This is a genomic window from Candidatus Pelagibacter sp. Uisw_134_02, assembly GCF_047720265.1.
GTDB lineage: Bacteria > Pseudomonadota > Alphaproteobacteria > Pelagibacterales > Pelagibacteraceae > Pelagibacter.
Genome location: NZ_CP159813.1, coordinates 1,209,851 through 1,233,789 on the forward strand (window position 1 = coordinate 1,209,851; position 23,939 = coordinate 1,233,789).

General features: G+C 28.4%; 25 protein-coding genes and 1 tRNA gene. 12 read left to right on the forward strand and 14 right to left on the reverse strand.

Annotated features, from left to right (window positions below):
- Nucleotides 1-49 precede the first annotated feature (49 nt).
- Complete coding sequence (gene acs / locus ABXT56_RS06600) at nucleotides 50-2,140, forward strand: acetate--CoA ligase (protein ID WP_415301407.1); 2,091 nt, start codon at nucleotides 50-52, stop codon at nucleotides 2,138-2,140.
- Here acs and ABXT56_RS06605 read toward each other — a convergent pair.
- Complete coding sequence (locus ABXT56_RS06605) at nucleotides 2,137-2,760, reverse strand: esterase (RefSeq protein ID WP_415299919.1); 624 nt, start codon at nucleotides 2,758-2,760, stop codon at nucleotides 2,137-2,139. The two genes, acs and ABXT56_RS06605, sit on opposite strands and share 4 nt — an antisense overlap.
- A 120-nt stretch (nucleotides 2,761-2,880) precedes the next feature.
- Here ABXT56_RS06605 and ABXT56_RS06610 point away from each other — a divergent pair, with 120 nt between their 5' ends.
- The 6 genes from ABXT56_RS06610 to purH all read left to right on the forward strand — a co-directional run bounded on the left by ABXT56_RS06610 (nucleotide 2,881) and on the right by purH (nucleotide 9,252).
- Nucleotides 2,881-3,144 (forward strand): DUF4212 domain-containing protein, encoded by a 264-nt coding sequence (locus ABXT56_RS06610; RefSeq protein WP_415299921.1) that lies wholly within the window; start codon nucleotides 2,881-2,883, stop codon nucleotides 3,142-3,144.
- Nucleotides 3,144-4,958 carry a sodium:solute symporter family protein gene (locus tag ABXT56_RS06615; RefSeq protein ID WP_415299922.1) on the forward strand — a complete coding sequence of 605 codons (1,815 nt, stop codon included), beginning with the start codon at nucleotides 3,144-3,146 and terminating at the stop codon, nucleotides 4,956-4,958. Before ABXT56_RS06610 ends, ABXT56_RS06615 begins: the two co-directional genes overlap by 1 nt.
- A gap of 72 nt (nucleotides 4,959-5,030) precedes the next feature.
- Nucleotides 5,031-5,375 carry a hypothetical protein gene (locus ABXT56_RS06620; protein WP_415299924.1) on the forward strand — a complete coding sequence of 115 codons (345 nt, stop codon included), beginning with the start codon at nucleotides 5,031-5,033 and terminating at the stop codon, nucleotides 5,373-5,375.
- Nucleotides 5,376-5,421: 46 nt separating this feature from the next.
- Entirely contained in the window at nucleotides 5,422-6,081 is a 660-nt protein-coding gene (gene rpe / locus ABXT56_RS06625; protein WP_415299926.1) for a ribulose-phosphate 3-epimerase, read from the forward strand.
- 4 nt (nucleotides 6,082-6,085) lie between these two features.
- Nucleotides 6,086-7,717, forward strand: coding sequence for a heparinase II/III family protein (locus ABXT56_RS06630; protein ID WP_415299928.1), 1,632 nt, complete (start codon nucleotides 6,086-6,088; stop codon nucleotides 7,715-7,717).
- On the forward strand, nucleotides 7,717-9,252 hold the full coding sequence (gene purH, locus ABXT56_RS06635) for a bifunctional phosphoribosylaminoimidazolecarboxamide formyltransferase/IMP cyclohydrolase (RefSeq protein ID WP_415299930.1): 1,536 nt from the start codon (nucleotides 7,717-7,719) through the stop codon (nucleotides 9,250-9,252). Before ABXT56_RS06630 ends, purH begins: the two co-directional genes overlap by 1 nt.
- Here purH and ABXT56_RS06640 read toward each other — a convergent pair.
- From ABXT56_RS06640 to ABXT56_RS06650, 3 genes are all read right to left on the reverse strand, one after another.
- Nucleotides 9,242-9,586 carry a 4a-hydroxytetrahydrobiopterin dehydratase gene (locus tag ABXT56_RS06640; protein ID WP_415299932.1) on the reverse strand — a complete coding sequence of 115 codons (345 nt, stop codon included), beginning with the start codon at nucleotides 9,584-9,586 and terminating at the stop codon, nucleotides 9,242-9,244. The two genes, purH and ABXT56_RS06640, sit on opposite strands and share 11 nt — an antisense overlap.
- 12 nt (nucleotides 9,587-9,598) lie before the next feature.
- Nucleotides 9,599-9,673 (reverse strand) — tRNA-Gly (locus ABXT56_RS06645).
- 57 nt (nucleotides 9,674-9,730) lie between these two features.
- Entirely contained in the window at nucleotides 9,731-11,194 is a 1,464-nt protein-coding gene (locus tag ABXT56_RS06650; RefSeq protein WP_415299933.1) for a tetratricopeptide repeat-containing sulfotransferase family protein, read from the reverse strand.
- 36 nt (nucleotides 11,195-11,230) lie between these two features.
- Here ABXT56_RS06650 and ABXT56_RS06655 point away from each other — a divergent pair, with 36 nt between their 5' ends.
- The gene (locus tag ABXT56_RS06655; RefSeq protein WP_415299935.1) at nucleotides 11,231-11,881 is read left to right on the forward strand and encodes an LON peptidase substrate-binding domain-containing protein; all 651 of its coding nucleotides are present in this window, start codon (nucleotides 11,231-11,233) and stop codon (nucleotides 11,879-11,881) included.
- A 3-nt stretch (nucleotides 11,882-11,884) separates the two neighbouring features.
- Here ABXT56_RS06655 and ABXT56_RS06660 read toward each other — a convergent pair whose 3' ends face one another.
- Complete coding sequence (locus ABXT56_RS06660; protein ID WP_415299937.1) at nucleotides 11,885-12,976, reverse strand: FAD-dependent monooxygenase; 1,092 nt, start codon at nucleotides 12,974-12,976, stop codon at nucleotides 11,885-11,887.
- Nucleotides 12,977-13,041: 65 nt separating this feature from the next.
- Between ABXT56_RS06660 and ABXT56_RS06665 the strand changes: the two genes are divergently transcribed.
- Both ABXT56_RS06665 and ABXT56_RS06670 read left to right on the forward strand, forming a co-directional pair.
- Nucleotides 13,042-15,129, forward strand: a complete 2,088-nt coding sequence (locus ABXT56_RS06665; RefSeq protein WP_415299939.1) for a DNA translocase FtsK 4TM domain-containing protein — start codon at nucleotides 13,042-13,044, stop codon at nucleotides 15,127-15,129.
- On the forward strand, nucleotides 15,129-15,683 hold the full coding sequence (locus ABXT56_RS06670; protein ID WP_415299941.1) for a LolA family protein: 555 nt from the start codon (nucleotides 15,129-15,131) through the stop codon (nucleotides 15,681-15,683). The genes ABXT56_RS06665 and ABXT56_RS06670 overlap by 1 nt, the downstream gene beginning before the upstream one ends.
- 7 nt (nucleotides 15,684-15,690) lie before the next feature.
- On the opposite strand, the gene ABXT56_RS06675 is transcribed toward ABXT56_RS06670, so the two are convergent.
- The 8 genes from ABXT56_RS06675 to hisB are packed head-to-tail and all read right to left on the reverse strand — an operon-like array spanning nucleotide 15,691 to nucleotide 21,419.
- Nucleotides 15,691-16,197 carry a GNAT family N-acetyltransferase gene (locus ABXT56_RS06675; RefSeq protein WP_415299943.1) on the reverse strand — a complete coding sequence of 169 codons (507 nt, stop codon included), beginning with the start codon at nucleotides 16,195-16,197 and terminating at the stop codon, nucleotides 15,691-15,693.
- The gene (locus ABXT56_RS06680; RefSeq protein ID WP_415299945.1) at nucleotides 16,190-16,555 is read right to left on the reverse strand and encodes an HIT domain-containing protein; all 366 of its coding nucleotides are present in this window, start codon (nucleotides 16,553-16,555) and stop codon (nucleotides 16,190-16,192) included. The genes ABXT56_RS06675 and ABXT56_RS06680 overlap by 8 nt, the downstream gene beginning before the upstream one ends.
- Entirely contained in the window at nucleotides 16,555-16,857 is a 303-nt protein-coding gene (gene hisE, locus ABXT56_RS06685; protein ID WP_415299947.1) for a phosphoribosyl-ATP diphosphatase, read from the reverse strand. The genes ABXT56_RS06680 and hisE overlap by 1 nt, the downstream gene beginning before the upstream one ends.
- A 9-nt stretch (nucleotides 16,858-16,866) precedes the next feature.
- Nucleotides 16,867-18,723 (reverse strand): acyltransferase family protein, encoded by a 1,857-nt coding sequence (locus tag ABXT56_RS06690; protein WP_415299949.1) that lies wholly within the window; start codon nucleotides 18,721-18,723, stop codon nucleotides 16,867-16,869.
- Nucleotide 18,724: 1 nt separating this feature from the next.
- On the reverse strand, nucleotides 18,725-19,480 hold the full coding sequence (gene hisF / locus ABXT56_RS06695; RefSeq protein WP_415299951.1) for an imidazole glycerol phosphate synthase subunit HisF: 756 nt from the start codon (nucleotides 19,478-19,480) through the stop codon (nucleotides 18,725-18,727).
- Nucleotides 19,473-20,195: a 1-(5-phosphoribosyl)-5-[(5-phosphoribosylamino)methylideneamino]imidazole-4-carboxamide isomerase gene (gene hisA, locus ABXT56_RS06700; RefSeq protein WP_415299953.1), complete on the reverse strand. Its 723-nt coding sequence runs from the start codon at nucleotides 20,193-20,195 to the stop codon at nucleotides 19,473-19,475. Before hisA ends, hisF begins: the two co-directional genes overlap by 8 nt.
- 1 nt (nucleotide 20,196) lies before the next feature.
- Nucleotides 20,197-20,823 carry an imidazole glycerol phosphate synthase subunit HisH gene (hisH, locus tag ABXT56_RS06705; protein WP_415299955.1) on the reverse strand — a complete coding sequence of 209 codons (627 nt, stop codon included), beginning with the start codon at nucleotides 20,821-20,823 and terminating at the stop codon, nucleotides 20,197-20,199.
- A 5-nt stretch (nucleotides 20,824-20,828) separates the two neighbouring features.
- Nucleotides 20,829-21,419: an imidazoleglycerol-phosphate dehydratase HisB gene (gene hisB, locus ABXT56_RS06710; RefSeq protein WP_415299957.1), complete on the reverse strand. Its 591-nt coding sequence runs from the start codon at nucleotides 21,417-21,419 to the stop codon at nucleotides 20,829-20,831.
- A gap of 91 nt (nucleotides 21,420-21,510) precedes the next feature.
- Here hisB and hslV point away from each other — a divergent pair, with 91 nt between their 5' ends.
- Nucleotides 21,511-22,026, forward strand: a complete 516-nt coding sequence (gene hslV, locus ABXT56_RS06715) for an ATP-dependent protease subunit HslV (protein WP_415299959.1) — start codon at nucleotides 21,511-21,513, stop codon at nucleotides 22,024-22,026.
- Nucleotides 22,026-23,393, forward strand: a complete 1,368-nt coding sequence (gene hslU, locus ABXT56_RS06720; RefSeq protein WP_415299961.1) for an ATP-dependent protease ATPase subunit HslU — start codon at nucleotides 22,026-22,028, stop codon at nucleotides 23,391-23,393. The genes hslV and hslU overlap by 1 nt, the downstream gene beginning before the upstream one ends.
- A 2-nt stretch (nucleotides 23,394-23,395) precedes the next feature.
- Here the strand turns inward: hslU and ABXT56_RS06725 are convergent, their stop codons facing one another.
- A complete protein-coding gene (locus tag ABXT56_RS06725) occupies nucleotides 23,396-23,935 on the reverse strand; it encodes a hypothetical protein (RefSeq protein ID WP_415299963.1) in 540 nt (179 codons plus the stop codon).
- Nucleotides 23,936-23,939: the final 4 nt, after the last annotated feature.

Consider the following 23,939-nt stretch of genomic DNA (forward strand, 5'->3'; position numbering starts at 1 on the left):
AAAAAAGAAAACAAAAGCAAAAATTAAAAAAAAAGTAACTAGAAAAGTAATGTCTAAGAAAAAAGTAACTAGAAAAGTAAAGTCTAAGAAAAAAGTAACTAGAAAAGTAAAGTCTAAGAAAAAAGTAACTAGAAAAGTAAAGTCTAAGAAAAAAGTAACTAGAAAAGTAAAGTCTAAGAAAAAAGTAACTAGAAAATTTGAAAATCAAGAGTTAGTTTTTAAAACTAAACCTGAGTGGATAAAAAGTGCTTTAATAAATAAAACAAATTATCAAAAAAAATATTCTAACTCTATTAAAAATAATGATGAGTTTTGGAAAAATGAAGGAAAAAGAATAACTTGGATTAAACCATATAAAAAAATTAAAAATGTTAAGTACAGTAAAAAGGATGTTAGAATTAAATGGTATGAAGATGGATCATTAAACGCTTCTTCGAACTGCATAGACCGTCACCTTAAAGACAAAAAAGATAAAACAGCAATCATTTGGGTGGGTGATGATCCAAAAGATACCAAAAAAATTTCATATAAACAATTGCACTCAGAAGTCTCAAAAGCTGCTAATGGTTTGAAAAAATTAGGAGTTAAAAAAGGTGATCGAGTTACAATTTATTTAACCATGATCCCAGAGCTTGCTGTAACAATGCTAGCATGTGCTAGAATTGGGGCTGTTCACTCAATTATTTTTGGGGGATTTTCTGCTGACTCTATTTCTGGAAGAGTTAATGACTGTGAGTCTGAATATATTATTACTGCAGATGAGGGAGTTAGAGGTGGAAAAATTATCCCTCTAAAAAAGATCACCGATGAAGCTTTAAGAAGCTGTCCAAATGTTAAAAAATGTATAGTTGTAAAGAGAACAGGTAATAAAGTGGATTGGGAAAATGGTAGAGATGTTTGGTTCAATGATTTAATTAAAGATGTACCAAAACATTGCGAACCTGAAGAAATGAATGCTGAAGATCCTTTATTTATTCTTTACACATCTGGGTCAACAGGAAAGCCAAAAGGTGTCTTGCATACGACAGGTGGTTATATGGTTTATGCTTCAATGACACATCAATATATTTTTAACTATAAACCAAAAGATGTTTATTGGTGCACAGCTGATATTGGGTGGGTTACTGGCCACAGTTACATAATTTATGGGCCACTTGCTAACGGTGCTACAACAATTATGTTTGAAGGCATCCCAACTTATCCTAGTAGCTCAAGATGGTGGGAAATAATCGATAAACACAAAGTTAATATTTTTTATACAGCTCCAACTGCTATTAGAGCTTTAATGAGAGAAGGTGATAAACCTGTTAAAAAAACTTCAAGAAAGTCTTTGAAATTATTGGGTACTGTTGGAGAGCCTATCAATCCTGAAGCTTGGATGTGGTATTATAAGACCGTTGGTAATTCCAATTGTCCAATAGTTGATACTTGGTGGCAGACTGAAACAGGAGGGATTTTAATTAGTCCACAAACTGGGGCTATAAATTTAAAACCAGGTTCAGCAACTAAGCCATTTTATGGAATTAAGCCTGTTATAGTTAATAAAGATGGTAAAGAAATAAAAGGAGCAGGTGAAGGCAGATTGTGTATTTCTCAATCTTGGCCAGGACAAATGAGGACTGTTTATGGTGATCATCAAAGATTTATCGATACTTACTTTTCACAATTTGATGGAAAATATTTTACAGGAGATGGAGCTAGAAGAGATGAGGATGGCTACTACTGGATTACAGGACGTGTTGATGATGTAATTATTGTATCAGGTCACAATCTTGGAACTGCTGAAATAGAAAGTGCTTTTGTTGCTCATCCAAAAGTTGCGGAAGCTGCAGTGGTCGGTTACCCACATGATATTAAAGGTAATGGTTTGTACTGTTACGTTACTTTAAATATTGGAGAAAATCCAGATTTAGACCTTGAAAGAGATCTTAAACTTTGGGTAAGAAAACAAATTGGAGCTCTTGCAACACCTGATATTATTCATTTCTCTCCTGGACTTCCAAAAACAAGATCTGGAAAAATTATGAGAAGAATTTTAAGAAAAATTGCTGCTAATGAGCACAATCAGTTAGGTGACACAACAACTCTGGCTGATCCAAGTGTTGTACAGAGCTTAGTTGATAATAGAAAAAATATTTAAATTTTAATCAATTTCGAAAACTCATCTTTGATATTATCCCATTTTAAAATCATAGAATTTAAAACTATTTTTCTATCTAAAGTTTTTAATTCTTCGGCTACTGGTGCCCATTTATATAAAGTTAGAGCACTCTCATTAAATGGCCAAGATTTATAATATGTGCTCCAATCAATTTTTTCTAATCGTTCTGTATATTTTGCTTTTGCTTGTAAAATAATTTCTTCAGGCATTCCATTTTCTGTTTCCTTATTCAAAATATTTTCATAAATTTCATTAGCTTTACTCATGTCTTCATAATTACAAAAAACATTTAAGTATGACAGGCTATAAAAAGTAAGGTCTTGAAGTGATATTGCATAAATATTCCATTTGGCTTTGTTAATAGATCCTAAAAAAACTTCGTCATCAAAATGCAATACCCACTTGGTTCCCATTCTTGTTTTTAAATAATTATATAAAGTTACCTGTGATACCCAGGCTGATTTTGTTTGAATAAAAAGTGTAAGGTCTTCAATATTTTTAATTTTTTTCTTTGGAAGAATTCCCTTAAACAAAGCAAATAAATAAACCCTAAAATCTTCAAGTTTTATATCTTTTATTTTAAGTTTATATTTAAGCAATTTTACCTACCTTTTATCTCTTTTATATTACAAAAGTGGTACCAATTCGACCTATTTAAAGGCTTCCAATCTATCTCATTATGGGTATGGTTTTGTTTTTAACCTATAGGGAGAGTAAAAATGTCAAATAAAGAAAAGCACTGGGATAAAACTAGGGGGCTATTATTTATTGTTTTAGCAATCTGGTTTGTATTCTCAATTGGCATCTTTTTTTTCGGAACTGAAATGGAAGCATCTAGCTTTAGACCTTTTGGTTATCCGTTGTCATATTATATGACTTGTCAGGGTTCATTATTAGCATTTGTAATTTTGAATTTCTGGTTTGCGGGTAGACAAGAGAAGATAGATGAAGAGTTTGGGTTTACTGAAAGAGAGGATAGCTAATGATAAAAGGTAAATTTATAGACAATCTACCAAAGGTTTATGGAATCTATACAGGTGGTTTTATAGGATTCATAATACTAATGGCGATTGCTGAACAAATGGGAATGTCTGCAAAAGCAATAGGAATTTCTTTTGTTGTATTCACCATTGCTATCTATGCGATAATCGGTTGGTTATCACGTACACTTCAGATGGATGCATACTACGTAGCAGGGAGACAAGTACCTACTGTATTTAATGGAATGGCTACTGCGGCAGACTGGATGTCTGGTGCATCATTCGTTGCAATGGCAGGTGGTATTTACTTCAAAGGCTATGGCTATATGGCGTTGCTAGTTGGGTGGACAGGTGGTTATATACTTGTATCTACTTTATTAGCACCCTACTTAAGAAAATTTGGCTGTTACACAGTTCCAGATTTTGTTGGTACAAGATATGGTGGTAATGCAGCGAGACTTTCTGCAGTAGTAGTACTAACAGTAGCTTCATTCACATATGTGACTGCACAAATCAATGCAACAGGAACTATTGCTTCAGTAGCTTTAGATATTCCTTTTAAAATTGCTGTGTATGTTGGATTAGCAAGTATATTGATGTGTTCAATGCTTGGTGGAATGAGAGCGGTTACATGGACGCAAGTTGCGCAATATATAGTTTTAATTATTGCTTACTTACTTCCTGTATTCTGGATCAGTAGTAAAATGGGTGCTGGATTCTTCCCACATTTAATGTTGGCAGATGAAGTGGCTAGAATTGCTGAACTAGAAGGTCAGTTTGGGTTTGTTAAAAACTCTGCTGCCGACTTAGCTACGGTACCAAAAGGCTTAGCTGGAATAACTAAAGCACACTCATCAGTTAATGGAACAAATTGGGGATTCATTTCTCTAGCAATTTGTATGATGGCAGGAACAGCTTCTTTGCCTCACGTTATGATGAGATACTTTACTACTCCAAGTGTAAAATCAGCTAGAAGATCTGTAGCATGGTCGCTACTTTTCATCTTCATTTTATACTCAACTGCGCCAATGTTAGCGACATTATCAAAACTATCACTGATTGATCCAACACTTTCAACAGGGATTATTGGTAAATCAATAGCTGAGGTTCAAGCGATAGATTGGTATCAAAACTGGAACCAAGCTAACCTGATGTTTGTCAGCGACTTTAACGGAAATGGAACTCTTGAATTAAATGAGTTTTTCATGGGTGGTAAAGCCGTTGTGTTAGCTACTCCAGAAATTGCTGGATTACCTTATGTAATCTCAGGTCTAGTTGCCGCTGGAGGTATGGCTGCTGCCATGTCTACTGCTGATGGTTTGATCTTAGCAATCGCAAATGCTTTGTCTCATGACTTGTACTACAAGATCATTGATCCAAAAGCAGAAGCTGCGAAGAGATTAATTGTTGCAAGGGTATTACTTGTAATAATTGGTTTTGCTGGAGCAACTATTGCCGCAATGGGTATCCAAGGTATCTTAGGTTCAGTAATCTGGGCTTTTGACTTTGCGATGTCAGGATTGTTCTTCCCACTTGTACTAGGTGTATGGTGGAAAAGAGCTAATGGTCCTGGTGCTGTTGCTGGAATGCTACTAGGATTAGCAGCCGGTACTTGGTATCTAATTTGGGTACGTACTGGTGGAGCTGGATTCTGGGGTATTACTCAACTTACATTCGGTATCGTTGGATCATTGGTTAGTTTAGTTTCTATGGTAGTTGTTAGTTTACTAACAAAAGCACCAGACAAAGCTACTCAAGACATGATTGACGAGCTTCGTATTCCAAGTGGTAAAGCAATTCTTGGAAAACAACACTAATCAAATTTATATTAAGGGGCGATTTATTTCGCCCCTTATTGAAGTTAAAAAACAAAATTCCTTTTTATATTTATGCCAGAAATTCACCCATTTATTCTTATAATTGATTATATTTTAGGTGTTGTGATGTGGACTCTTATTGGAAGAGTTGCAATGAACATATTTCAAAGAGAAAACTCAGAATTTTTTTTCATGAAAGCATTTGTAAAACTAACAAATCCTTTAATAAAAATATTTAAACCTATAACACCTTCATTTATCATAGAGCCTCTTGTACCACTTTATGTAGCTTGGTTTTTTTATATGATCAGATTTTATCTAATGCCTTATCTATTGGGATATTCCGTCATGGGAATGCTGTCTTTTCCTTTAGAAAGTGAAATAGCTTCAGAAATTTATCGTATTTTTGGTAAATAATTAATTCAAATTAAAAATAAAATTGATACTACTAAAGTAGTAATCAATGAAAAAAATACAAATATCACCATCGATTTTATCTGCTGACTTTAGTCAGTTAGGAAATGAAATTAAAAGGCTGGAAGAAGGTGGTGCTGATATGATTCATGTAGATGTAATGGATGGTCATTTCGTTCCAAATCTTACAATGGGGCCTCCAATTATTAAAACTTTAAGACAGTATACAACACTGCCATTTGATGTTCATCTAATGATATCTCCTGTTCATAAATACATTAAGGACTACGCTGATGCTGGAGCTGACATTATTACAATACATCCTGAGGCAACAGAAAACTTAAAAAACTCAATTCAGCATATTAAAAGTTTAAATAAAAAAGTTGGTGTATCTTTAAATCCTGAAACTAAAATTAATTTAATAACAGATTTATTAGATGAAATTGATTTGATTTTAATCATGAGTGTTAATCCTGGTTTTGGAGGTCAAAAATTTATACCTGAAGTCTTGAAAAAAATTAGAGAATTAAAAAAAATGAAAGATCAAAAAAATATGAAATTTGATATTGAGATTGATGGAGGAATTAATTTTGATAATAACAAGTTAGCTATAGAAGCTGGTGCAAATATTTTGGTTTCTGGCACTACTATATTCAAGAGTAACAATGGAAATATAAAAAAAAATATAGATCTTTTAAAATCACATTAAAATAATGATTTTTAATAATTTATTAAATTTTATTAATAGGTCGTATACATTTTCTAAAAAAAAAATTCGCTTTTTGTATTTAGTTTCAAATATTTATAATAGAAAAATTACACCTTCTATTGTTGGCTCATTAAATTATTGTCCAAGTCCTAATTTTTTAGACTCTTTTATAAGATATGATAAAAAAAAAATTAATATTGAAAATTATTCATTTAATAAAATTTGGGAAAACAAAAACTTAAGAGAAAAAGACTATAAAAATTTAAATAGTTTTTTTTGGTTATTTAGTTTAGATTTAAAATCTTCAAAGAAAGATACTCAAAATATAATTTTACAGTGGATAAATAAAAATCATCGATATAACTCAAAGAGTTGGGAGTTTGATATAGTTGCAAAAAGGATAATTGCATGGACTTCTAATTCTAGGCTCACTTATGAAGATAGCAGTATTGATTATAAAAAAAAATTCAATGGAATAATAAAAAAACAAATCAACCATTTAATTAATGAAATTGAGCGATCAGAATGGGTTGATGATAAAATGATAGGTTGTGCTGCTATTATTTTAATAGGATTATCATATCAAGACAAAGATGAACATTTAAAAATAGGACTAAACTTATTGAGAAAACTTACAAAATTCTCTTTTGACAATGATGGTTTTCCAAAATCAAGAAGTATAAGACAATTATGTTTTTACCTAAAATATTTTATTTTAATTAGAGAGTGGTTTAAAGAATCTCAAAGTGAAATACCCGAAATTATTAATGAAAATATATATTATTTGGGTCAAGCCTATGCTTTCACTTGGCAGAATAACAAGGTTGATTTACTTTTTAATGGAAACCATGAAACAAATAATTTTGATTTTGATCATTACTTAAAAAAACTTGGGTATAGTTTTAAAAATCAAAGTAGTGAATTGGGGGGATACGCAAATCTTAATGATAAAAAAATCTCATTAATCATGGACATTGGCGCGAGTCCTGAAAAAAAATTTTCTTCTAGCTATCAAGCTGGCGCTCTATCCCTTGAAATAATATCAAATGGTAAAAAATTAATTTGTAATTCAGGTTATTTTCAAAATCAAAATCACCAATTGAATGAATTGTCAAAATCTAGTGCAGTGCATAGCACGCTAATTTTAGATGACAGATCTTCATGCAAATTTAAAAAAACTAAAAATGAATGTTCTGAAATTACTTTTGGAGTTAAAATATTAAAAAAAAATATTGTATTTGAGAAAAATTATTGGAAAATTAATGCGTCACATGATGGTTATTTTAAACAATATGGAATAATTCATGAACGGGAAATTGAATTTTACCCTGAGCAAATAAAATTTGTAGGGCATGATAAGTTAATTTCAAAAAAAAATATTAAAAATTTAAAATTTGAAATTAGATTCCATTTAGAGCCTAATATTAAAATAATGAAGACCCAAGATAATAAATCTATATTTATAGATCTTGATGGTGAAGGATGGAAATTTAATTCTAATAATAATAATATGACTATAGATGATGGGTTATATTTTGGTAAAAAAAATTCATTTGTGGATAATCAAAATATAGTTATTTCTGGAATGACTAATGATAAAAACCAGACTATAAAGTGGGAAATTACAAAACTATGATGAAAAAAATCAAAAAAGCATTAATTTCAGTTTCTGATAAAAAAAAATTAAAAAATCTTTTAAAAATTTTAACTAAATATAAAATTGAATTAATAAGCTCTGGTGGCACTTACAAAGAAATCAAGAAACTCAAGTATAAATGCTTAGAAGTTTCAGATTATACGAATTTTCCTGAAATACTTGGTGGGAGAGTAAAAACACTACACCCAAAGATTCATGCTGGAATTTTAAGTAAAAGAAATAACAAATATCATATTAGAGATTTAAAAAAAAATAATTTTGATGAAATAGACCTTGTAATTGTTAACTTCTACCCCTTTGAAAAAACTCTAGAGCAAACAACGAACCATCTTAAAATCATAGAAAATATTGATGTTGGGGGACCAACAATGGTTAGAGCAGCTGCAAAAAATTATAATGATGTTGCTGTTATTACTTCTTCAGATCAATATGATGAACTAATTAATGAAATAGAAAAAAATAAGGGTTCTAGCTCTATTGGATTTAGAGAAAAAATGTCTTTAGAAGCTTTTTCTGAAACAGCTTATTATGATGCAGTAATTTCAAATTATTTTAATAAAATTAAAAATAATAATTTACCAAGAAAAAAAATCATTTATGGAAATTTAATTGAAAAATTAAGATATGGTGAAAACCCACATCAGGAAGCTGCAATTTATTCAACAAATCCAAGTTTAAATATTAAACAAATTCATGGTAAACAACTAAGTTATAATAATTACAATGATATTTTTTCTGCTCTAACTATTTCTAAATCGTTACCTAAAAATTTAGGAACTGTTATTGTTAAGCACGCTAACCCAAGCGGCGTTTCTATTAATAAAGATAAATTAAAAAGTTATAAGTTAGCACTGGCTTGCGATCCTATTAGTGCTTTTGGAGGAATAGTTTCATGTAACTATAAAATAAACAATATTATAGCAAAAGAGCTCAATAATATTTTCTTAGAAGTTATCATTGCAAATGGCTTTGATAACAATGCTTTAAAAATTTTAAAAAAGAAAAAAAATTTACGTCTTATTGATGCTTCATCCTTTACAATTAAAAATCTAATGAGATTTAATTCAACTAATGAATCTATTCTCACACAATCTGAAGATATAAAGAAATTTAATATTGAAGATTTTAAGATTGTTTCAAAAAGAAAACCTAATAGGTCTCAATTAAAAAATTTAATTTTTGCTTTCAATATATGTAGATATGTAAAGTCTAATGCAATTGTTTTAGCTTGTAGTGAAGCGACTGTAGGTATTGGTTCTGGACAACCCAGTAGACTTGATAGCTGTCAAATTGCAATAGATAAAATGAATAAATTCCAAAATTTAAATGATGATATAGTTGCAGCTTCTGATGCATTTTTTCCATTTGTTGATGGTATAGAAAAGTTAGTACAATCAGGTGTTTCTGCTGTAATACAGCCCTCTGGATCAATCAGAGATAAAGAGATAATTAAATTTGCAAATCAAACTGATACAGTTTTAATATTCTCTAAAACAAGACATTTTAGGCATTAAAAATCTGATCAATTTTAGCAGCTAAAATAAAATCATTTTCTGACAATCCTTCTATAGCATGAGTAGTAATTATAATCTTGGCATAACCCCATCCAAAAGAAATATCTGGGTGGTGACCCTCTTCCTCTGAAACTTTTCCAATTTTATTAATAAAATCTTGGCTGCTAATAAAATTTTTAAAAATAAATTTTTTTTCTAAAAAATAAATTTTTTTTTCATCTTCTTTTACATCCCATCCATCTACTCTTTTTTGATATTTATGTATTTCGCTTATATCAAAGGGTATAACGCCACCCTCACAAGGTACACATTTTTTATTTAAAAGATCATTCATTTATAAATTTATTGGAGCGGGTCAAGGGAATCGAACCCTCTACCTAATCGTTGGCAACGATTCGCTCTACCAATGAGCTAGACCCGCTTATAAAAATATTATAAATAGACGTTTTTTTTATCGTAATCAATAATAAAATTATTGTTAACCTATCCAATCATATTTGCCGGAAAAAGCTTTTAGAAATTCTTTATAATATCTATATTTTTCATAATCATATCTGTTGATTTTTTTTCTAACTTGAATGTTGCTGGCTGTTGTTATGTGCAAGTCTTTTCTATTATAAAAATTAAGCACTTCTTCATTCCATTTTAAATTACAAAAAGAAAATAGTTTTTTTGAAATTTCTTCAGGTTTTTTTGTTAATTCTTCAAGATCTAATGATAATATTTGATCAGGATATTTATTTTTAAAATATTTAATTATTTTTAAATAATTATCAACGTAGTTTAAAATACTTTCTATTGAATTAGTCCAAGAAATTTTTGGAAGGGGCAATTGAAAAATTGCAAAAATATTATCTTCGATGTTTCTAAAAGTATTTACAAATTTAGCCTTTGGAAAAATTTTTAAAATTATATCAATATACAAAAAATTTTCTAAAGATTTGTCGGTAAAAAATTTACTATTTGTTGTTAAAAAATTTCTATCCCTCATTAATTTTAAAACCGTATTGTTAATTAATTCTAAATCTATTTTAGAATTTTCATTATTCTTAAGTGCATTATGCGTACTAACTACAACACCATTAAGTATATTTGTTTCTCCGAGATTTTCTACTTTCGAATTTCCAGATGACAACATAGTCTCAACTATTGTTGAGCCTGATCTTGGTAATCCAATTATAAAAATTGGACTCATGTTTATTAACTCATTTTTTTTATTTTCTTTTATAAAACTAAATCTATTATATTTTTTAGAAATAACATTTAACCAATAATTTAAACTCTGATTATTAATATTTAATTCTGCTTCAAATAAGTATCGATGTGCTTTTTTTAATAGATCTAACTCCCTCTTAAAAAAATTTTTTTTTCTTTCGTGTTCAGCTAATAAAAAATATCCATACGCCATATCTATTAATTCTATTTTGTCATTATTTATAATATCAGATAAATATTTTAATTTTTTTTCATCAATAAATTCTTTGTCGATCTTGCTTAAATTATAATAAATTGATATTCGTTTTGGAGATAGATTAATTGCCTTTAGATAAAATTTTTTAGAATCTTCAAGTCTACCTATTTCTTGGTAAAATATTGCTATATTTATAATTGCTATTAGATAATCATTCTTGTTTTCTATAGATTTTAAATAAAATTTTTCTGCTTTAATAATATTTTTTTCTTTGAGAAAAATGTTAGCCAGGTTATTAAGGGCTATATGATTGTTACTATTAATTTTTAGATATTTCTCTAAATAATTTTTAGCTTTCTGCACTTCTCTTAATCCATCAAAAACTAAATATAAGTAATAATAAAACCTATTATCAATTTTAATATTTTTTATATTTTCAATAAATCCTAATAATATAGATTTTGCTTCTGTATAATTTTTTTTTTCAATTAAAGCTGCGGCTTTTTTTAAAATAATTTCCTGATTATGCATGTTTGTTATTATTTAATTTAAAATAATATCATATAAGTGTATATTTTATCTATGGTAAATCTTCCTAAAATTATTTCTGTTTTTCCTTTAAGCAATTTTATTATTTTTCCTCGTACAACAGTGCCACTAAATATATTTGAGCCAAGATATATAGAAATGATTAATGACAGCATGAAGAACAATAAGTTGGTTGGTTTAATACAGCCAAAAAAAAATATAAATAATTCAGTTACAGATTTGCATGAAGTTGGGTGTCTAGGCAAAATAGTTAAATTTCAAGATACATCTGATGGTACATATTTAATTGAGCTTACTGGGTTAACTAGATTTAAAATTATTAAAGAAATTAAAAATGATAAATCTTATAGAGAGTGTGAAGTTAACTTTAGTGATTACAAGGAGGACATGAATAATGAAAAAGTACAATTAAAATTTTCTGATCTTGAATTAATTTTTAAAGACTTAAAGCTATTATTTGATAAAAGAGGATATATTATTAATTGGAAATCACTTGAAAAACAAAATTTAGATGAAACAATTAATGCTTTGGCAATGGCCTCCCCTTTTTCTTTAGAAGAAAAACAAGCTTTGTTGGAAAGCCAAAACCTTGGTATCAGAAAGGATATGATCGCTGAAATTTTAAGCACTTATACTTTTGATAACTTTGATAATACAACTATACAATAATTATTAAAAGTTTAATCCTTTATCAGCATATTTAATTAAAGTTTTATTTAATTTTTTATTTTTTCCAAAAACTTTCAATATTCTATTTAAACCCTTATATTTAAATTTTTTGTCTAAATTAAAAAACTCATAAATAAAGTCAACTCCACTAGAAAAAATAAAATTAAGATGTTTTGTTTTTTTTTCAAATTCACTAAATATTGATGTGTCTAGTTGCATTCCAAGATCAATTTTATTTTGGATTATTGATGAAATAATTTTTATATCTCTAATGGTCATATTAAAACCTTGCCCGGCTAAAGGGTGAATTTTGTGAAGACAATCACCAAAAGCAACTATATTTTGATGATAGTAATTTCTTAAGCTAGATGAATTTAATTCAAACTTTTGAAAATCATAAATTTTTTTTATTGTAAATTTTGGATTGTAATTTTTTATCAAGTCAGTAATTTCTTTTTTATTAAATTTATTCTGTTTTATGTCTAAAGAATAAACAACAGAAGTTTCTACATTTGAAATTGGTAAATAGGCTATTGGACCATATTTAGTAAATATCTGAATTGCAGTATTATTTTTTAATGAATTGTGCTTTATAATAGTAGTATATGCTAAATTATGATAATTTTTTTTTATTGTTTTCGAAAAATATTTTTTAGCTATTAAATTTTTTGATTCACAATTTATTATCAAATCATATTTTTTTTGAAGATTTATATAAATTGATTTATTTTTAATAAATATTTTTTTAAAGTATTTACTTTTGGATAACTCATTTATTAACAAACTATAAAGTTCATTATTCTTTAACATGTAAAATAAGTTATTTTTTTCATTTTCAAAATTTAACAAATTTTCTTTTCCTAATTTTTCTGAATAAACTTCAATTTTCTTAATTTCCCAAAAAAATTTCATATCCATCATGTAGATTTCTTTTCTAAAAAATTTTAAATTATCTTTAGATATTCCAATTGTCCTGTTAGTTGATAAATTTTCTATTTTATTTTTATGATAAAAATGAACATTAATTTTTTTATTTATAAGATTTTTGGCTAATGATAGACTGGTGAGACCATCCCCTATAATACAGATATTCATAATAATTTTTAATTTTAACAATAAAAATTAGATGATACAAAGTGATTAATTAGATTGATTATTTTATGAAATTAAAAATATTAGCAAACAATGCAATTAATTTCTGCATAAATAGAGTTATTGAAATTATTGGTGCGGCTATTTTGATAACAGGTATCTTATTACTAGGTTCATTAATTACTTTTTCTTCTGAAGATCCAAATTTTATTTTTCCCGAGAACAATAATATTAAAAATATTTTTGGATTTCGAGGTAGTTTTACAGCAGATATTTTCTTTCAGTCATTTGGGGTAATAGCCCTGTTAATTCCTTTTAGTCTTATGGTGTCTGGAATAAACATTATCAAAAATAAGAAAATTTTATTATTTATCAAGACTATTTTTTATACAATTTTATATACTTTAATTGGCTGTCTTTTTTTTTCTTTTTTTTATCCAATTACATTTGAGCTTTATATTAATGGCAACGGGGGGTTTGTTGGAAAACATTTAGAGAAAACTTTTTTAAATTATATAATAAATTACAACTCTCAAATTTCATATTATGTACTTCTTTTATCAATTTTATTGTTATTCTTAATTAGTATTCAATTTAAAATAAATTTATTTTATAATTCTATCAAAACAATATTTAAATATTTATTTTCAAAAAAAACAAAAAATTATACTAATAAAAATGAGGTAATTAGTGAATTTATACCTCAAGAAAAAATAAAAAGTCTAATTCAAGAGGACTTACCTTTTATAAAAAATGAAAATCAAAAAAATGATAAAATCAGATTTAAATTACCCTCTATTGATTTATTAAAAATTTTAACTCAAAAAGATAAGGAGAAACTTAAAGATGATGACTACATTGATAGCGAATTTTTAGAAAAAATTCTCCTCGATTTTGGTGTCAATGGAAACATAAAAAAAGTTAGTCATGGACCCGTTGTAACCTTAAATGAATTTGAGCCAGCTGCAGGCGTTAAGGTTTCTAAGATTATTAATCTTTCAGACGATATTGCTAGAAATACAAGCTCTGAATCTGCTAGAATAGCAACAATCCCAGGAAGAAGCACTATTGGTATTGAGCTTCCTAATGCAACCCGAGAAAATGTTTATCTCAGTCAAATCCTTTCAAATAACGATTTTTCAAAAAAAGATATTAGATTGCCAATTGCGCTAGGCAAAAATATTTCAGGAATTCCTGTTGTTGGAGACCTAGCTTCTATGCCACATTTATTAATTGCTGGAACTACTGGTTCAGGAAAATCTGTTTGTATTAATACTATTATTCTTTCTCTTCTTTATAGACACCCACCTGACAAATGTAAGTTTATTTTAATTGACCCTAAAATGTTAGAACTATCAACTTATGAAGGCATACCTCACTTACTCTGTCCTGTTATTACTGAGGCCAAAAAAGCTGCTTCTATATTAGGTTGGGTTGTTAAGGAAATGGAAAATAGGTACAAGCTTATGACTAAAGAAGGTGTTCGTAATATAGATAGTTACAACACAAAACATTCTCTTCCAATGCCTTATATAGTGGTTGTAGTTGATGAGATGTCTGACTTAATGCTTGTTGCTGGAAAAGAAATAGAAAATTACATTCAAAAGCTTTCTCAAATGGCTAGAGCCGCTGGTATTCACATTATAATGGCCACTCAAAGACCTAGTGTTGATGTTATTACTGGAACTATCAAAGCAAACTTTCCAACAAGAATATCCTTTCAAGTAACATCCAAAATTGATAGTAGAACAATTTTAGGGGAACAGGGAGCAGAACAATTATTGGGTAAGGGTGATATGCTTTACATGTCTTCAGCTAATAGAATAGTTAGAATTCATGCACCATTTGTTTCTGACAACGAAATTGAGAAAGTGAATAATTATTTAAGAGGGCAGGCAGAGCCAGACTATATTGATGAAATTTTAAATTTTACTGATGATAGTAGTATTGATGAGAAGGCTTCTAATGCTGATGAAAGAGATGAATTATACCAAGCTGCATTAGATATTATTAGGTCTGAGGGTAAGGCTTCTACTTCATTTTTACAAAGAAAATTACAGATAGGATACAACCGAGCTGCAAGAATAATAGATATGATGGAAGCAAATGGAATTGTTAGTAAAGCAAACCATGTAGGCAAAAGAGATGTTCTATAATGTTTAGAATTATAATAATATTTATTATTCTAAACATTTATAATCCTGCTTCATCAGCTGTTAAAGAAATGATAATTTCTCAAATGAAAATAACCAGCAACTTAAGTTTTAATTTTACACAAACAATAGATAATAAAAGTGAAAAAGGAAAATGCATCATAAAATATCCAAAAAAAATTTATTGTAAATATGATGGGGTTAATAAAAAAATTATTGTTTCTAATGGAAAATCTTTAGTAATTAAAATTGCTAATCAAAATAATTATAATTTTTATTCACTTAATAGGACGCCTTTAGAATATTTATTAGATAAAGATTACCTGATTTCTAAAATCAAATCACTAGAACCAAGAGAGATTGATAAAAAATATTTAAATTTTAAAATTTTAGAAAGAAATAATGAGTTAAATATATTTTTTGACAAAGAGAATTTTAATTTAATTGGTTGGCAAATAGAAGATATATTTCAAAATCTAAGCATTACTTTCATTCATTCTGTCAAAATAAATCAAAACGTGGATGAAAATATATTCACCTTACCAAAAAATAATTAAAAAAAATTTATCTAACCAGAGTTTCAGATTTAAAAATTTTCATCCCTCTTGCTAAATAATTTTTTAAAGCATTTTTATGATCTAAAGAACAAGTATGAACCCAAAGTCTTTTACATCCTAAAGAAAATGAATTTTTAATAGCCTCACTTAAAAGAAATCCCCCTAATTTTTTTCCAAAATATTCTTCTAAAATTCCAAAATAAGCTATTTCAGCAACTTTATTTTTTCTATTAAACAACAGTTCGAAATAGCCAGCAATTTCATTTTCATCTTTAAGGATATACGTAAAAAGATTTTCATTAGAAATATATTCAATCCAATTTAAATCTTTCCAAACAAGTCTTCCAACCCACTGATAATTTTTGCCAATATTTTTATAAAAAAATTTGTTTAATTGAAAATTTTTTGGTTTAACTAATTCTACAGAATATTTTTGTGATGGTTCTTTCACTTCTTTAAAGTTTTCTAAAGAATTGATTTCTAAATAATATCTAAAAATTTTATTATCACTCAACCATTTTTCCTATTATTTCACCTCCAAATAAATGAAAATGCAGGTGTGGAACTTCTTGTCCTCCGTGTTCACCTAAATTAGTGAGCACTCTATAACCTTTTCCTATTTCTATCGATATGCCCAGGATATTAGCAACCTCAGAAATTGCTTTACTCATAGCAACTATTTCTTGATTGGAAGCTCTTTGATTAAAATCATCTAAATTTATGTATTCTCCTTTAGGTATTACTAGTGCATGAATTTTTTTTTGAGGATTAATATCATAAAAAGAGAAAACATATTCGTTTTCAAATATTTTGTTACATGGAATCTCTTTTCTTAGGATTTTTGCAAAAATATTATTTTTATCGTAACTCATTATCTATTTTTCTTTTCTTCAATACCAGAATGTTTTTTTCTATTTTCTAATTCTTCTATAACATCTTCAAACTTAATGTTGGCTACCTCTAGGGTTACTAGTAAGTGATAAATTGTATCTGCAGCTTCATGAACCACATTAGAGTTATCTTTTAAAGCATCGGTTAGCTCTCCAAACTCTTCTTGCATCTTTTCTATACACTTCGATAGACCACCAGATAATAATAACGAAGTATAAGATTTATCTAAATCTGCATTTTTTCTATCTCTTATTATTTTTACTAAATCTTCTAAATTTTTCATGTGCTTAAATTAATATATTTTATCTATAATTTTCATTAATTCTATATTGATTAATATTGAACCTTTTTTTGCAACATGTAAAGTATCTACAAAAAAAATCTCCTCACTATTGTGAGCTATGCACTTATTTTTAATTTCAGAGTTACAGAAAATCTTATGTGGGTATAATTTATATAAATTTTTGTGACTTAGCTTATCAAGTCTATCAAATATTGGTTTTGTTTTATTTTCATAATCGCTATACGAAATATTTATATAATTTTTTTTATAATCAGTTTTTTTTAATAAAATTTTTTTAGAAAGTGTTTCTGAAACATTTTCTTTAAATCGAGGGATTGGATAAATTAAAATTATTTTATAATTTCTATCCAAAAAGAATTGAATATTTTTTACAAAAACATCTAATTCTTTTTTATCTTCATGATATGGTGAATTAAAAATAATTGTTGAGTTTTCAGTCTTAATTATTCTTTTTTTTATATTCTCCTTATCTTTAGTCATACTTAAATTACTTAAACCCGATTTTGTCATTGGAATAAAATTTAGTCTTTTTAAAATTAGATTTTTTTTCATTTCCTCCTGGATGGAGGCCATTATTGAATCTCCAACTAAAAAAACTTTATCATTATCTCCTTTGTTAAATGAACAAAAATATTTAATTCTTTGGAAGCAAGGTTTTAAAAATTGTTTATTTTTGAACCAAGTTTTTTCATACAATTCTGAAGCTATTGGAGGAAATCTTTCTTTTTGGACGCCTAAAGAATTTACTAAAATTACCGAAAATATGAAAATAAAAAAAGAAAAAGTTAATACAAAATTTTTAGTAGATAAAAATTGCCTTTTTCTAATTGGTTTTTCTATAAAAAAATATGTTGTTACAGCTAACAATATTGAAAGTATAATCAAACAAGCTTTTATTAACAGATTGCCGTTTGAAAAGTTTAGTATTTTGTCAAATGACAAGATTGGATGATGCCATAAATATAATGAATAAGAGATTAGACCTATTCCAACCATTGTCCTACTCGATAAAAATCTAATTATTATATCTTTCTTGTTATTGTAGTGGATAATTAGACAACATCCGATAACTGGACATGCCAAATAATAAATTGGTAAACTCCCAGCACCTTCCAAAAAAAGGAATGAAAAAATGATTAAAATAAAACCTACTTTAGGAAAAAAATTCCAACTAATTAAATTCTTTTCATATATTCTTTTTTTTTGCACGTGAGAAATTGCTAAAAAACTACCTACAAGAAGTTCCCATGCTCTTGAGGGAAGCATATAAAAATTGAATGAAGAATGTGAGTTACCGATTGAAATAGAAAATACTATTGAAACAATAATTGTAAATATTATTATTAAATTAATATTTTTAAAATAATACTTTGCTATTATGATAAAAAATAGTGGGAAAATTAAATAAAACTGCTCTTCTATTGCTAGAGACCAAGTATGCAAAAATGGTTTTATTGATAATATATTTGCTCCATAAGCCTGTCCCTCGAAATGAAAATAAAAATTTGAGCTAAAAAAAAATGAAGAAACTATGGAGTGAACATATTCTTTAAAATAATATGGTAATAAAAAGTTATAAGCAATTATACTTGTAAAAAAAATAACAACAAAAAGAGCTGGGATAAGTCTCCTTGCTCTTCTTTGATAAAAATTTATAAAAGAAAAGTTTTTATCATATATGTACTCTTTATAGATAATTGAAGTTATCAAGTATCCTGAAATTACAAAAAAAATATCAACACCAAGAAACCCCCCTGGTAAAAATTCAGAATGATAAAATATCACACCTATTACAGCTAGTGCTCTTAAGCCATCGATTTCAGGTCTATAAATATTTTTTAACATTTTATATTCTTACTGGTATTTTATTTGCATGGAGGTAATTTTTTGCCTCCTTTATTGTAAAAATACCATAATGAAAAATTGATGCGGCTAGCACAGCACTTGCTCCACCTTCTCTAATTCCTTCTGCTAAATGCTGTAAACTACCTACTCCTCCTGACGCAATGATGGGTAAATTTACTGATTTTTCAATTTTAGATATTAAATCTACATCATAACCTTTTTTTGTTCCATCTCTATCCATAGAGGTAATTAGTAACTCTCCTGCACCACTATCCTCCATCTTTTTTGCAAATTCTACAGCATCAACTCCTGTTTTAGTTCTTCCACCATGCGTGTAAACTTCCCATCCATCATTTTTTTTTTTAGCATCAATAGCAACTACAATACATTGTGACCCAAATTTTTTGGAACTTTCAATAATCACTTCTGGGGTTTGCACGGCAGCTGTATTAATTGAAACTTTATCTGCTCCACAATTTAAAAGTTTATTAATGTCATCAACACCCCTAACTCCTCCTCCAACCGTTAAAGGTACAAAACATTTTTTGGATGTTCTTTCAATTAAATCATAAATAGTATCTCTATTTTCATTTGAAGCTGTAATATCTAAAAAACAAATTTCATCAGCACCACCATCACTATAAATTTTAGCTTGTTCAACTGGGTCACCCGCATCTTTTAAATCTACAAAATTAATTCCTTTAACTACTCTGCCATTTTTAACATCTAGACACGGAATAATTCTATTTTTAAGCATCTAATTCTCTCGCTAATTCATCTAATTTAATATCACCATCATATATAGCTTTACCAACTATTATTCCTTCAATATTTTTTAAACCTTTTGCTTTTTTAATATCATTAATTGAAGACACCCCTCCCGAGATAATTACTGGACAATTAGATACATTTGCAACTTTAGTTGTTTCTTCAAAATTAGGACTTTGTTTGGTGCCATCTCTATTTATGTCTGTGTAAATTAATCTGCTAGCTCCATAATTATTTACTTCTTTTAAAAAATCTAAAGTTAATTGATTAGAGTTTTCCTTCCATCCTAAAAATGACAAGTATCCATCTTTAGCATCAAGACCTAAGGCAATTTTATTTGGAAATTTTTGACATGCTTCTTTTAAAAAATTTTTATCTTTTATAACTGCACTTCCTAAAATAACTTTTTCAACTCCTGCATCTATATATTTTTGAATACTATCAATACTTCTAACGCCTCCACCTACTTCAATTTTTAAATCAAATTTATGAACTATTTCTTTAATAATATCGAGGTTAACTGTCTCTCCTGTTAAAGCACCATCTAAATCAACAATGTGTAAATTTTTAAAGCCATGATCTTTGTATTTACCAGCTTGATCAACTGGAGACATTTCATATTCAGTTTTATTATTAAAGTCCCCTTTAATTAATCTTACACATTTCTTGTCTTTAATATCTATGGCTGGAAATATTTTTTTCATTTTATAAATTTATAAAATTATTAATTATTTGTAATCCGGTTTTATCACTCTTTTCAGGATGAAATTGGGTTCCAAAAATATTTTCTTTTTCAACTGAGCAAACAATATTTGATGAATAATCTGTTGTTGCAGTAATTACATTTTTATCTTCTGGAATAAATTCATAGCTATGTACAAAATACATATGTGATTTATTTTCTATATCCTCAAAAATCTTGCTTTGTTTAATAATACTAATTTCGTTCCAACCAATATGTGGAAGTTTAAATTTATCATTTTTATTATCAATCTTTGAAACTTTTCCTGAAATCCAACCAAGTCCTTTTGTTTCGGTTTCCTCATAACCAAGATCTGCAAACATCTGTAAACCAACGCAAATTCCAAGAAGAGGTTTTTTGTTGGTTATCACAAACTCATTGAGTGTCTCTACTAAGCCATTTACGCCATTTAATGCATCAACACAGTTCTTAAACGATCCCTGCCCTGGCAATACCACCTTGTCACTTGATTTAATCTTATTTAAATCTGAAGTTACTTCGATTTTGACTTTATCTTTAGCAACTTCATTAAAGGAATTTATTACAGAGCTTATGTTTCCTGAATTATAGTCAACAATCGTGACATTCATTAAATTTATAAAGAACCTTTGGTTGATGGAATACTTTTCTTATTTCTAGGATCTATTTCTAAAGCTGTTCTTAGTGATCTTGCTAGAGCTTTAAAACATGACTCGATTATATGATGGCTATTGTCTCCATAAATATTTTCCATATGTAGTGTTATTCCTGCTGACTGGGAAAATGCTTGAAACCATTCTTTAAAAAGTTCTGTATCCATTTCACCAAGTTTTTCTACTTTCAACTTAACTTTCCATATTAAGTAAGGCCTGTTTGAAACATCAATTGCAACTCTTGTTAATGTTTCATCCATTGGGATCATTGCATGAGCATACCTTCTAATTCCTGCATAGTTTTTTAGTGCTTTCTTTAAAGCTTCACCTATAGCTATGCCGGTGTCTTCTGTTGTATGATGAAGGTCTATATGGGTGTCTCCCTTCGCTTTTAAATTTATATCTATTAATGAATGTTTTGATAACTGCTCAAGCATGTGATCTAAAAAACCTATACCAGTATTTATTTTGTACTTACCCTTGCCATCAATATTTAGGTCAACACTAATGCTGGTTTCTTTAGTTTTTCTAGAAATTTTTCCTTTTCTGCTCATAATATTTGAAAGGTATACAGAGATTACTTAACTATATCAATATTAGTAATCAACTACTTGAAGTATAAAAATTAATATCCATCTATAGTCTATGACTACAATAGTGCTTATAAGAAAGAATAATGAAGTAGTGGTAGCTGGAGATGGCCAGGTTAGTATGGGTAATACGGTCATAAAAAGTACTGCTGCAAAAGTTAGAAAAATTGAAAAAAGAAATGTTATTGCAGGTTTTGCAGGATCAACAGCTGACGCTTTAACTTTATTTGAAAGACTAGAAGCAAAGCTTGAAAAACATGCTGGTAACCTCCCAAGGGCTGCTGTCGAATTAGCTAAGGACTGGCGAACTGATAAATATTTAAGAAGACTAGAAGCTTTAATGGCAATAGGTGATAAAGAAAATAGCTATATAATTTCTGGAACAGGTGATGTTCTTGAACCAGAAGGAAATGCTATTGGCATAGGATCTGGTGGAAATTATGCCTTAGCTGCTGCTAAAGTTTTATTAGATACGGATTTAAGTGCGGAAGAAGTTGCAAAAAAAGCAATTAAAGTTGCTTCTGAAATTTGTGTATTTACAAATGATAATATTAAAATTGAAAAAATTTAATGAAAGACACAAACGTTACTCCCTTTCCTAAAGAAAAAAGTGAACATAAAGATAGTTCTCTAGTTAGCTCTTTGTCACCTAGAGAAATAGTGTCAGAACTTGACAGGTATGTTGTTGGACAAAATAAAGCCAAAAAAGCAGTTGCAATTGCCCTAAGGAACAGGTGGAGAAGACAGGCTTTAAAAGGTGAAATGAAAGATGAAGTTTTACCTAAAAACATTTTAATGATTGGACCAACAGGGGTTGGTAAAACTGAGATATCAAGAAGGTTGTCTAAATTAGCAGAGGCACCTTTTGTAAAAGTTGAAGCAACAAGATTTACAGAAGTTGGCTATGTTGGAAGAGATGTTGAGCAAATTATAAGAGATCTACTTGAAATTGCTATTGCAATGGAGAAAGTAAAAAAAAGAAAAGAGGTTCATGCAAAAGCTCAAAGATTGGCTGAAGAAAAAGTTCTAGATGCACTAGTTGGTAATAAAGCGAGTCTAGCTACTAGAGAAAGTTTTAGAAGAAGATTAAGAGATGGTGATCTAGATGATAACGAAATTGAAATAGCAGTAAATGATAGTAATTCTCAGCCTTCATTTGAAATTCCTGGAATGCCAGGAGCTAATATTGGAATGATAAATATTGGAGAAATGATTGGAAAATCTGTTGGAAATAAACAAAAAAAGAAAAAGATGACTGTCAAAGAATCTCATGAAATTTTGATTAACGATGAAGCTGATAAATTAATAGAAGAAGATAAAATTATAAAATCTGCAAAAAACTCTGCAGAAAATAATGGGATAGTATTTTTGGATGAAATAGACAAAATTTCTGGTAGAGCTGACAGGTCTGGGGGTGATGTTTCTAGAGAAGGGGTTCAAAGAGACCTTCTTCCTTTGATTGAAGGGACAACAGTAAGCACCAAATATGGCCCTATCAAAACTGATCATATTTTATTCATTGCATCAGGAGCTTTTCAGCTTGCTAAACCTTCAGATCTATTGCCAGAGCTACAAGGCAGGCTTCCAATAAGAGTTGAGCTTGAAGCTTTAACCAGTGATGATTTTAAAAGAATTCTTAAAGAGCCTGATTATAGTTTAATTAAACAATATGTTGCTCTTTTAAAAACAGAAAATGTAGAGTTAGAATTTTCTGAAGATGGTATAGATGCAATTGCTAACATGGCATCTGAAGTTAATGCTACGGTAGAAAATATTGGTGCTAGAAGACTTCATACAATTATTGAAAGAATTTTAGATGATATTAGTTTTACAGCCACAGATAGAGCTGGTGAAAAAATTGTAATTAATTCTGAGTATGTAAAACAAAATCTTGATGAGCTTGTAAAAGATACCGATTTATCAAAATTTATTCTCTAAAATTAGATTTTATACTCAAAATTTTGTGTTTCTTCGTTAACCTGAAGCTCTTTAGCCCCATTATTTAAATGAAATTTTCGAGCCATTTCAGTAAGTGGTGAAAGAGTAATAAGTCTATTTAGGTGATTTGATTTTTTTATCATTTTAAAAACTTCTTTTACAATTAATTTTCCACCTCCTCTTTTTTTTGACCAAACGGTGTATGCAATGGCTATTTTTCCAATATTTTGATCTCTTTGAGCGCTTTTTAAGTATGCATCTCTTGTCATTAAATCTAATTCTTTAACAGTTTTTGGAACTTCATCTGTAAAACCAAAACACATAATAGCACATATTTCTTTATTATATTTTACACCAAAAATTTTCCTTCCGTAGCTTCTTCTAAATATTACATCTAGCTCAGGACGAACTGGATCCTCTGCTATATTACATGATTTAAGTTCAACTAATTCAGCACCCTTTACCCAACTAAAAAAGTTATCTATTTTTTTATCAATATTTCTTTTTTTAAAAATATTTAATTTTCTTTTAATTTTATTCATTTTC

Excerpts from the sequence above, each read along its gene's own strand:
- ABXT56_RS06610 (WP_415299921.1), top strand. The coding sequence starts at position 2,881 with ATGTCAAATAAAGAAAAGCACTGGGATAAAACTAGGGGGCTATTATTT.
- ABXT56_RS06640 (WP_415299932.1), bottom strand. The coding sequence starts at position 9,586 with ATGAATGATCTTTTAAATAAAAAATGTGTACCTTGTGAGGGTGGCGTT.
- ABXT56_RS06725 (WP_415299963.1), bottom strand. The coding sequence starts at position 23,935 with ATGAATAAAATTAAAAGAAAATTAAATATTTTTAAAAAAAGAAATATT.
- ABXT56_RS06665 (WP_415299939.1), top strand. The coding sequence starts at position 13,042 with ATGAAATTAAAAATATTAGCAAACAATGCAATTAATTTCTGCATAAAT.
- hisB (WP_415299957.1), bottom strand. The coding sequence starts at position 21,419 with ATGAGCAGAAAAGGAAAAATTTCTAGAAAAACTAAAGAAACCAGCATT.
- hisE (WP_415299947.1), bottom strand. The coding sequence starts at position 16,857 with ATGAAAAATTTAGAAGATTTAGTAAAAATAATAAGAGATAGAAAAAAT.
- hslU (WP_415299961.1), top strand. The coding sequence starts at position 22,026 with ATGAAAGACACAAACGTTACTCCCTTTCCTAAAGAAAAAAGTGAACAT.
- ABXT56_RS06690 (WP_415299949.1), bottom strand. The coding sequence starts at position 18,723 with ATGTTAAAAAATATTTATAGACCTGAAATCGATGGCTTAAGAGCACTA.
- acs (WP_415301407.1), top strand. The coding sequence starts at position 50 with ATGTCTAAGAAAAAAGTAACTAGAAAAGTAAAGTCTAAGAAAAAAGTA.
- ABXT56_RS06680 (WP_415299945.1), bottom strand. The coding sequence starts at position 16,555 with ATGAGTTACGATAAAAATAATATTTTTGCAAAAATCCTAAGAAAAGAG.
- rpe (WP_415299926.1), top strand. The coding sequence starts at position 5,422 with ATGAAAAAAATACAAATATCACCATCGATTTTATCTGCTGACTTTAGT.
- ABXT56_RS06660 (WP_415299937.1), bottom strand. The coding sequence starts at position 12,976 with ATGAATATCTGTATTATAGGGGATGGTCTCACCAGTCTATCATTAGCC.
- purH (WP_415299930.1), top strand. The coding sequence starts at position 7,717 with ATGAAAAAAATCAAAAAAGCATTAATTTCAGTTTCTGATAAAAAAAAA.
- hisF (WP_415299951.1), bottom strand. The coding sequence starts at position 19,480 with ATGCTTAAAAATAGAATTATTCCGTGTCTAGATGTTAAAAATGGCAGA.
- hslV (WP_415299959.1), top strand. The coding sequence starts at position 21,511 with ATGACTACAATAGTGCTTATAAGAAAGAATAATGAAGTAGTGGTAGCT.
- hisH (WP_415299955.1), bottom strand. The coding sequence starts at position 20,823 with ATGAATGTCACGATTGTTGACTATAATTCAGGAAACATAAGCTCTGTA.
- ABXT56_RS06670 (WP_415299941.1), top strand. The coding sequence starts at position 15,129 with ATGTTTAGAATTATAATAATATTTATTATTCTAAACATTTATAATCCT.
- ABXT56_RS06650 (WP_415299933.1), bottom strand. The coding sequence starts at position 11,194 with ATGCATAATCAGGAAATTATTTTAAAAAAAGCCGCAGCTTTAATTGAA.
- ABXT56_RS06630 (WP_415299928.1), top strand. The coding sequence starts at position 6,086 with ATGATTTTTAATAATTTATTAAATTTTATTAATAGGTCGTATACATTT.
- hisA (WP_415299953.1), bottom strand. The coding sequence starts at position 20,195 with ATGAAAAAAATATTTCCAGCCATAGATATTAAAGACAAGAAATGTGTA.
- ABXT56_RS06615 (WP_415299922.1), top strand. The coding sequence starts at position 3,144 with ATGATAAAAGGTAAATTTATAGACAATCTACCAAAGGTTTATGGAATC.
- ABXT56_RS06620 (WP_415299924.1), top strand. The coding sequence starts at position 5,031 with ATGCCAGAAATTCACCCATTTATTCTTATAATTGATTATATTTTAGGT.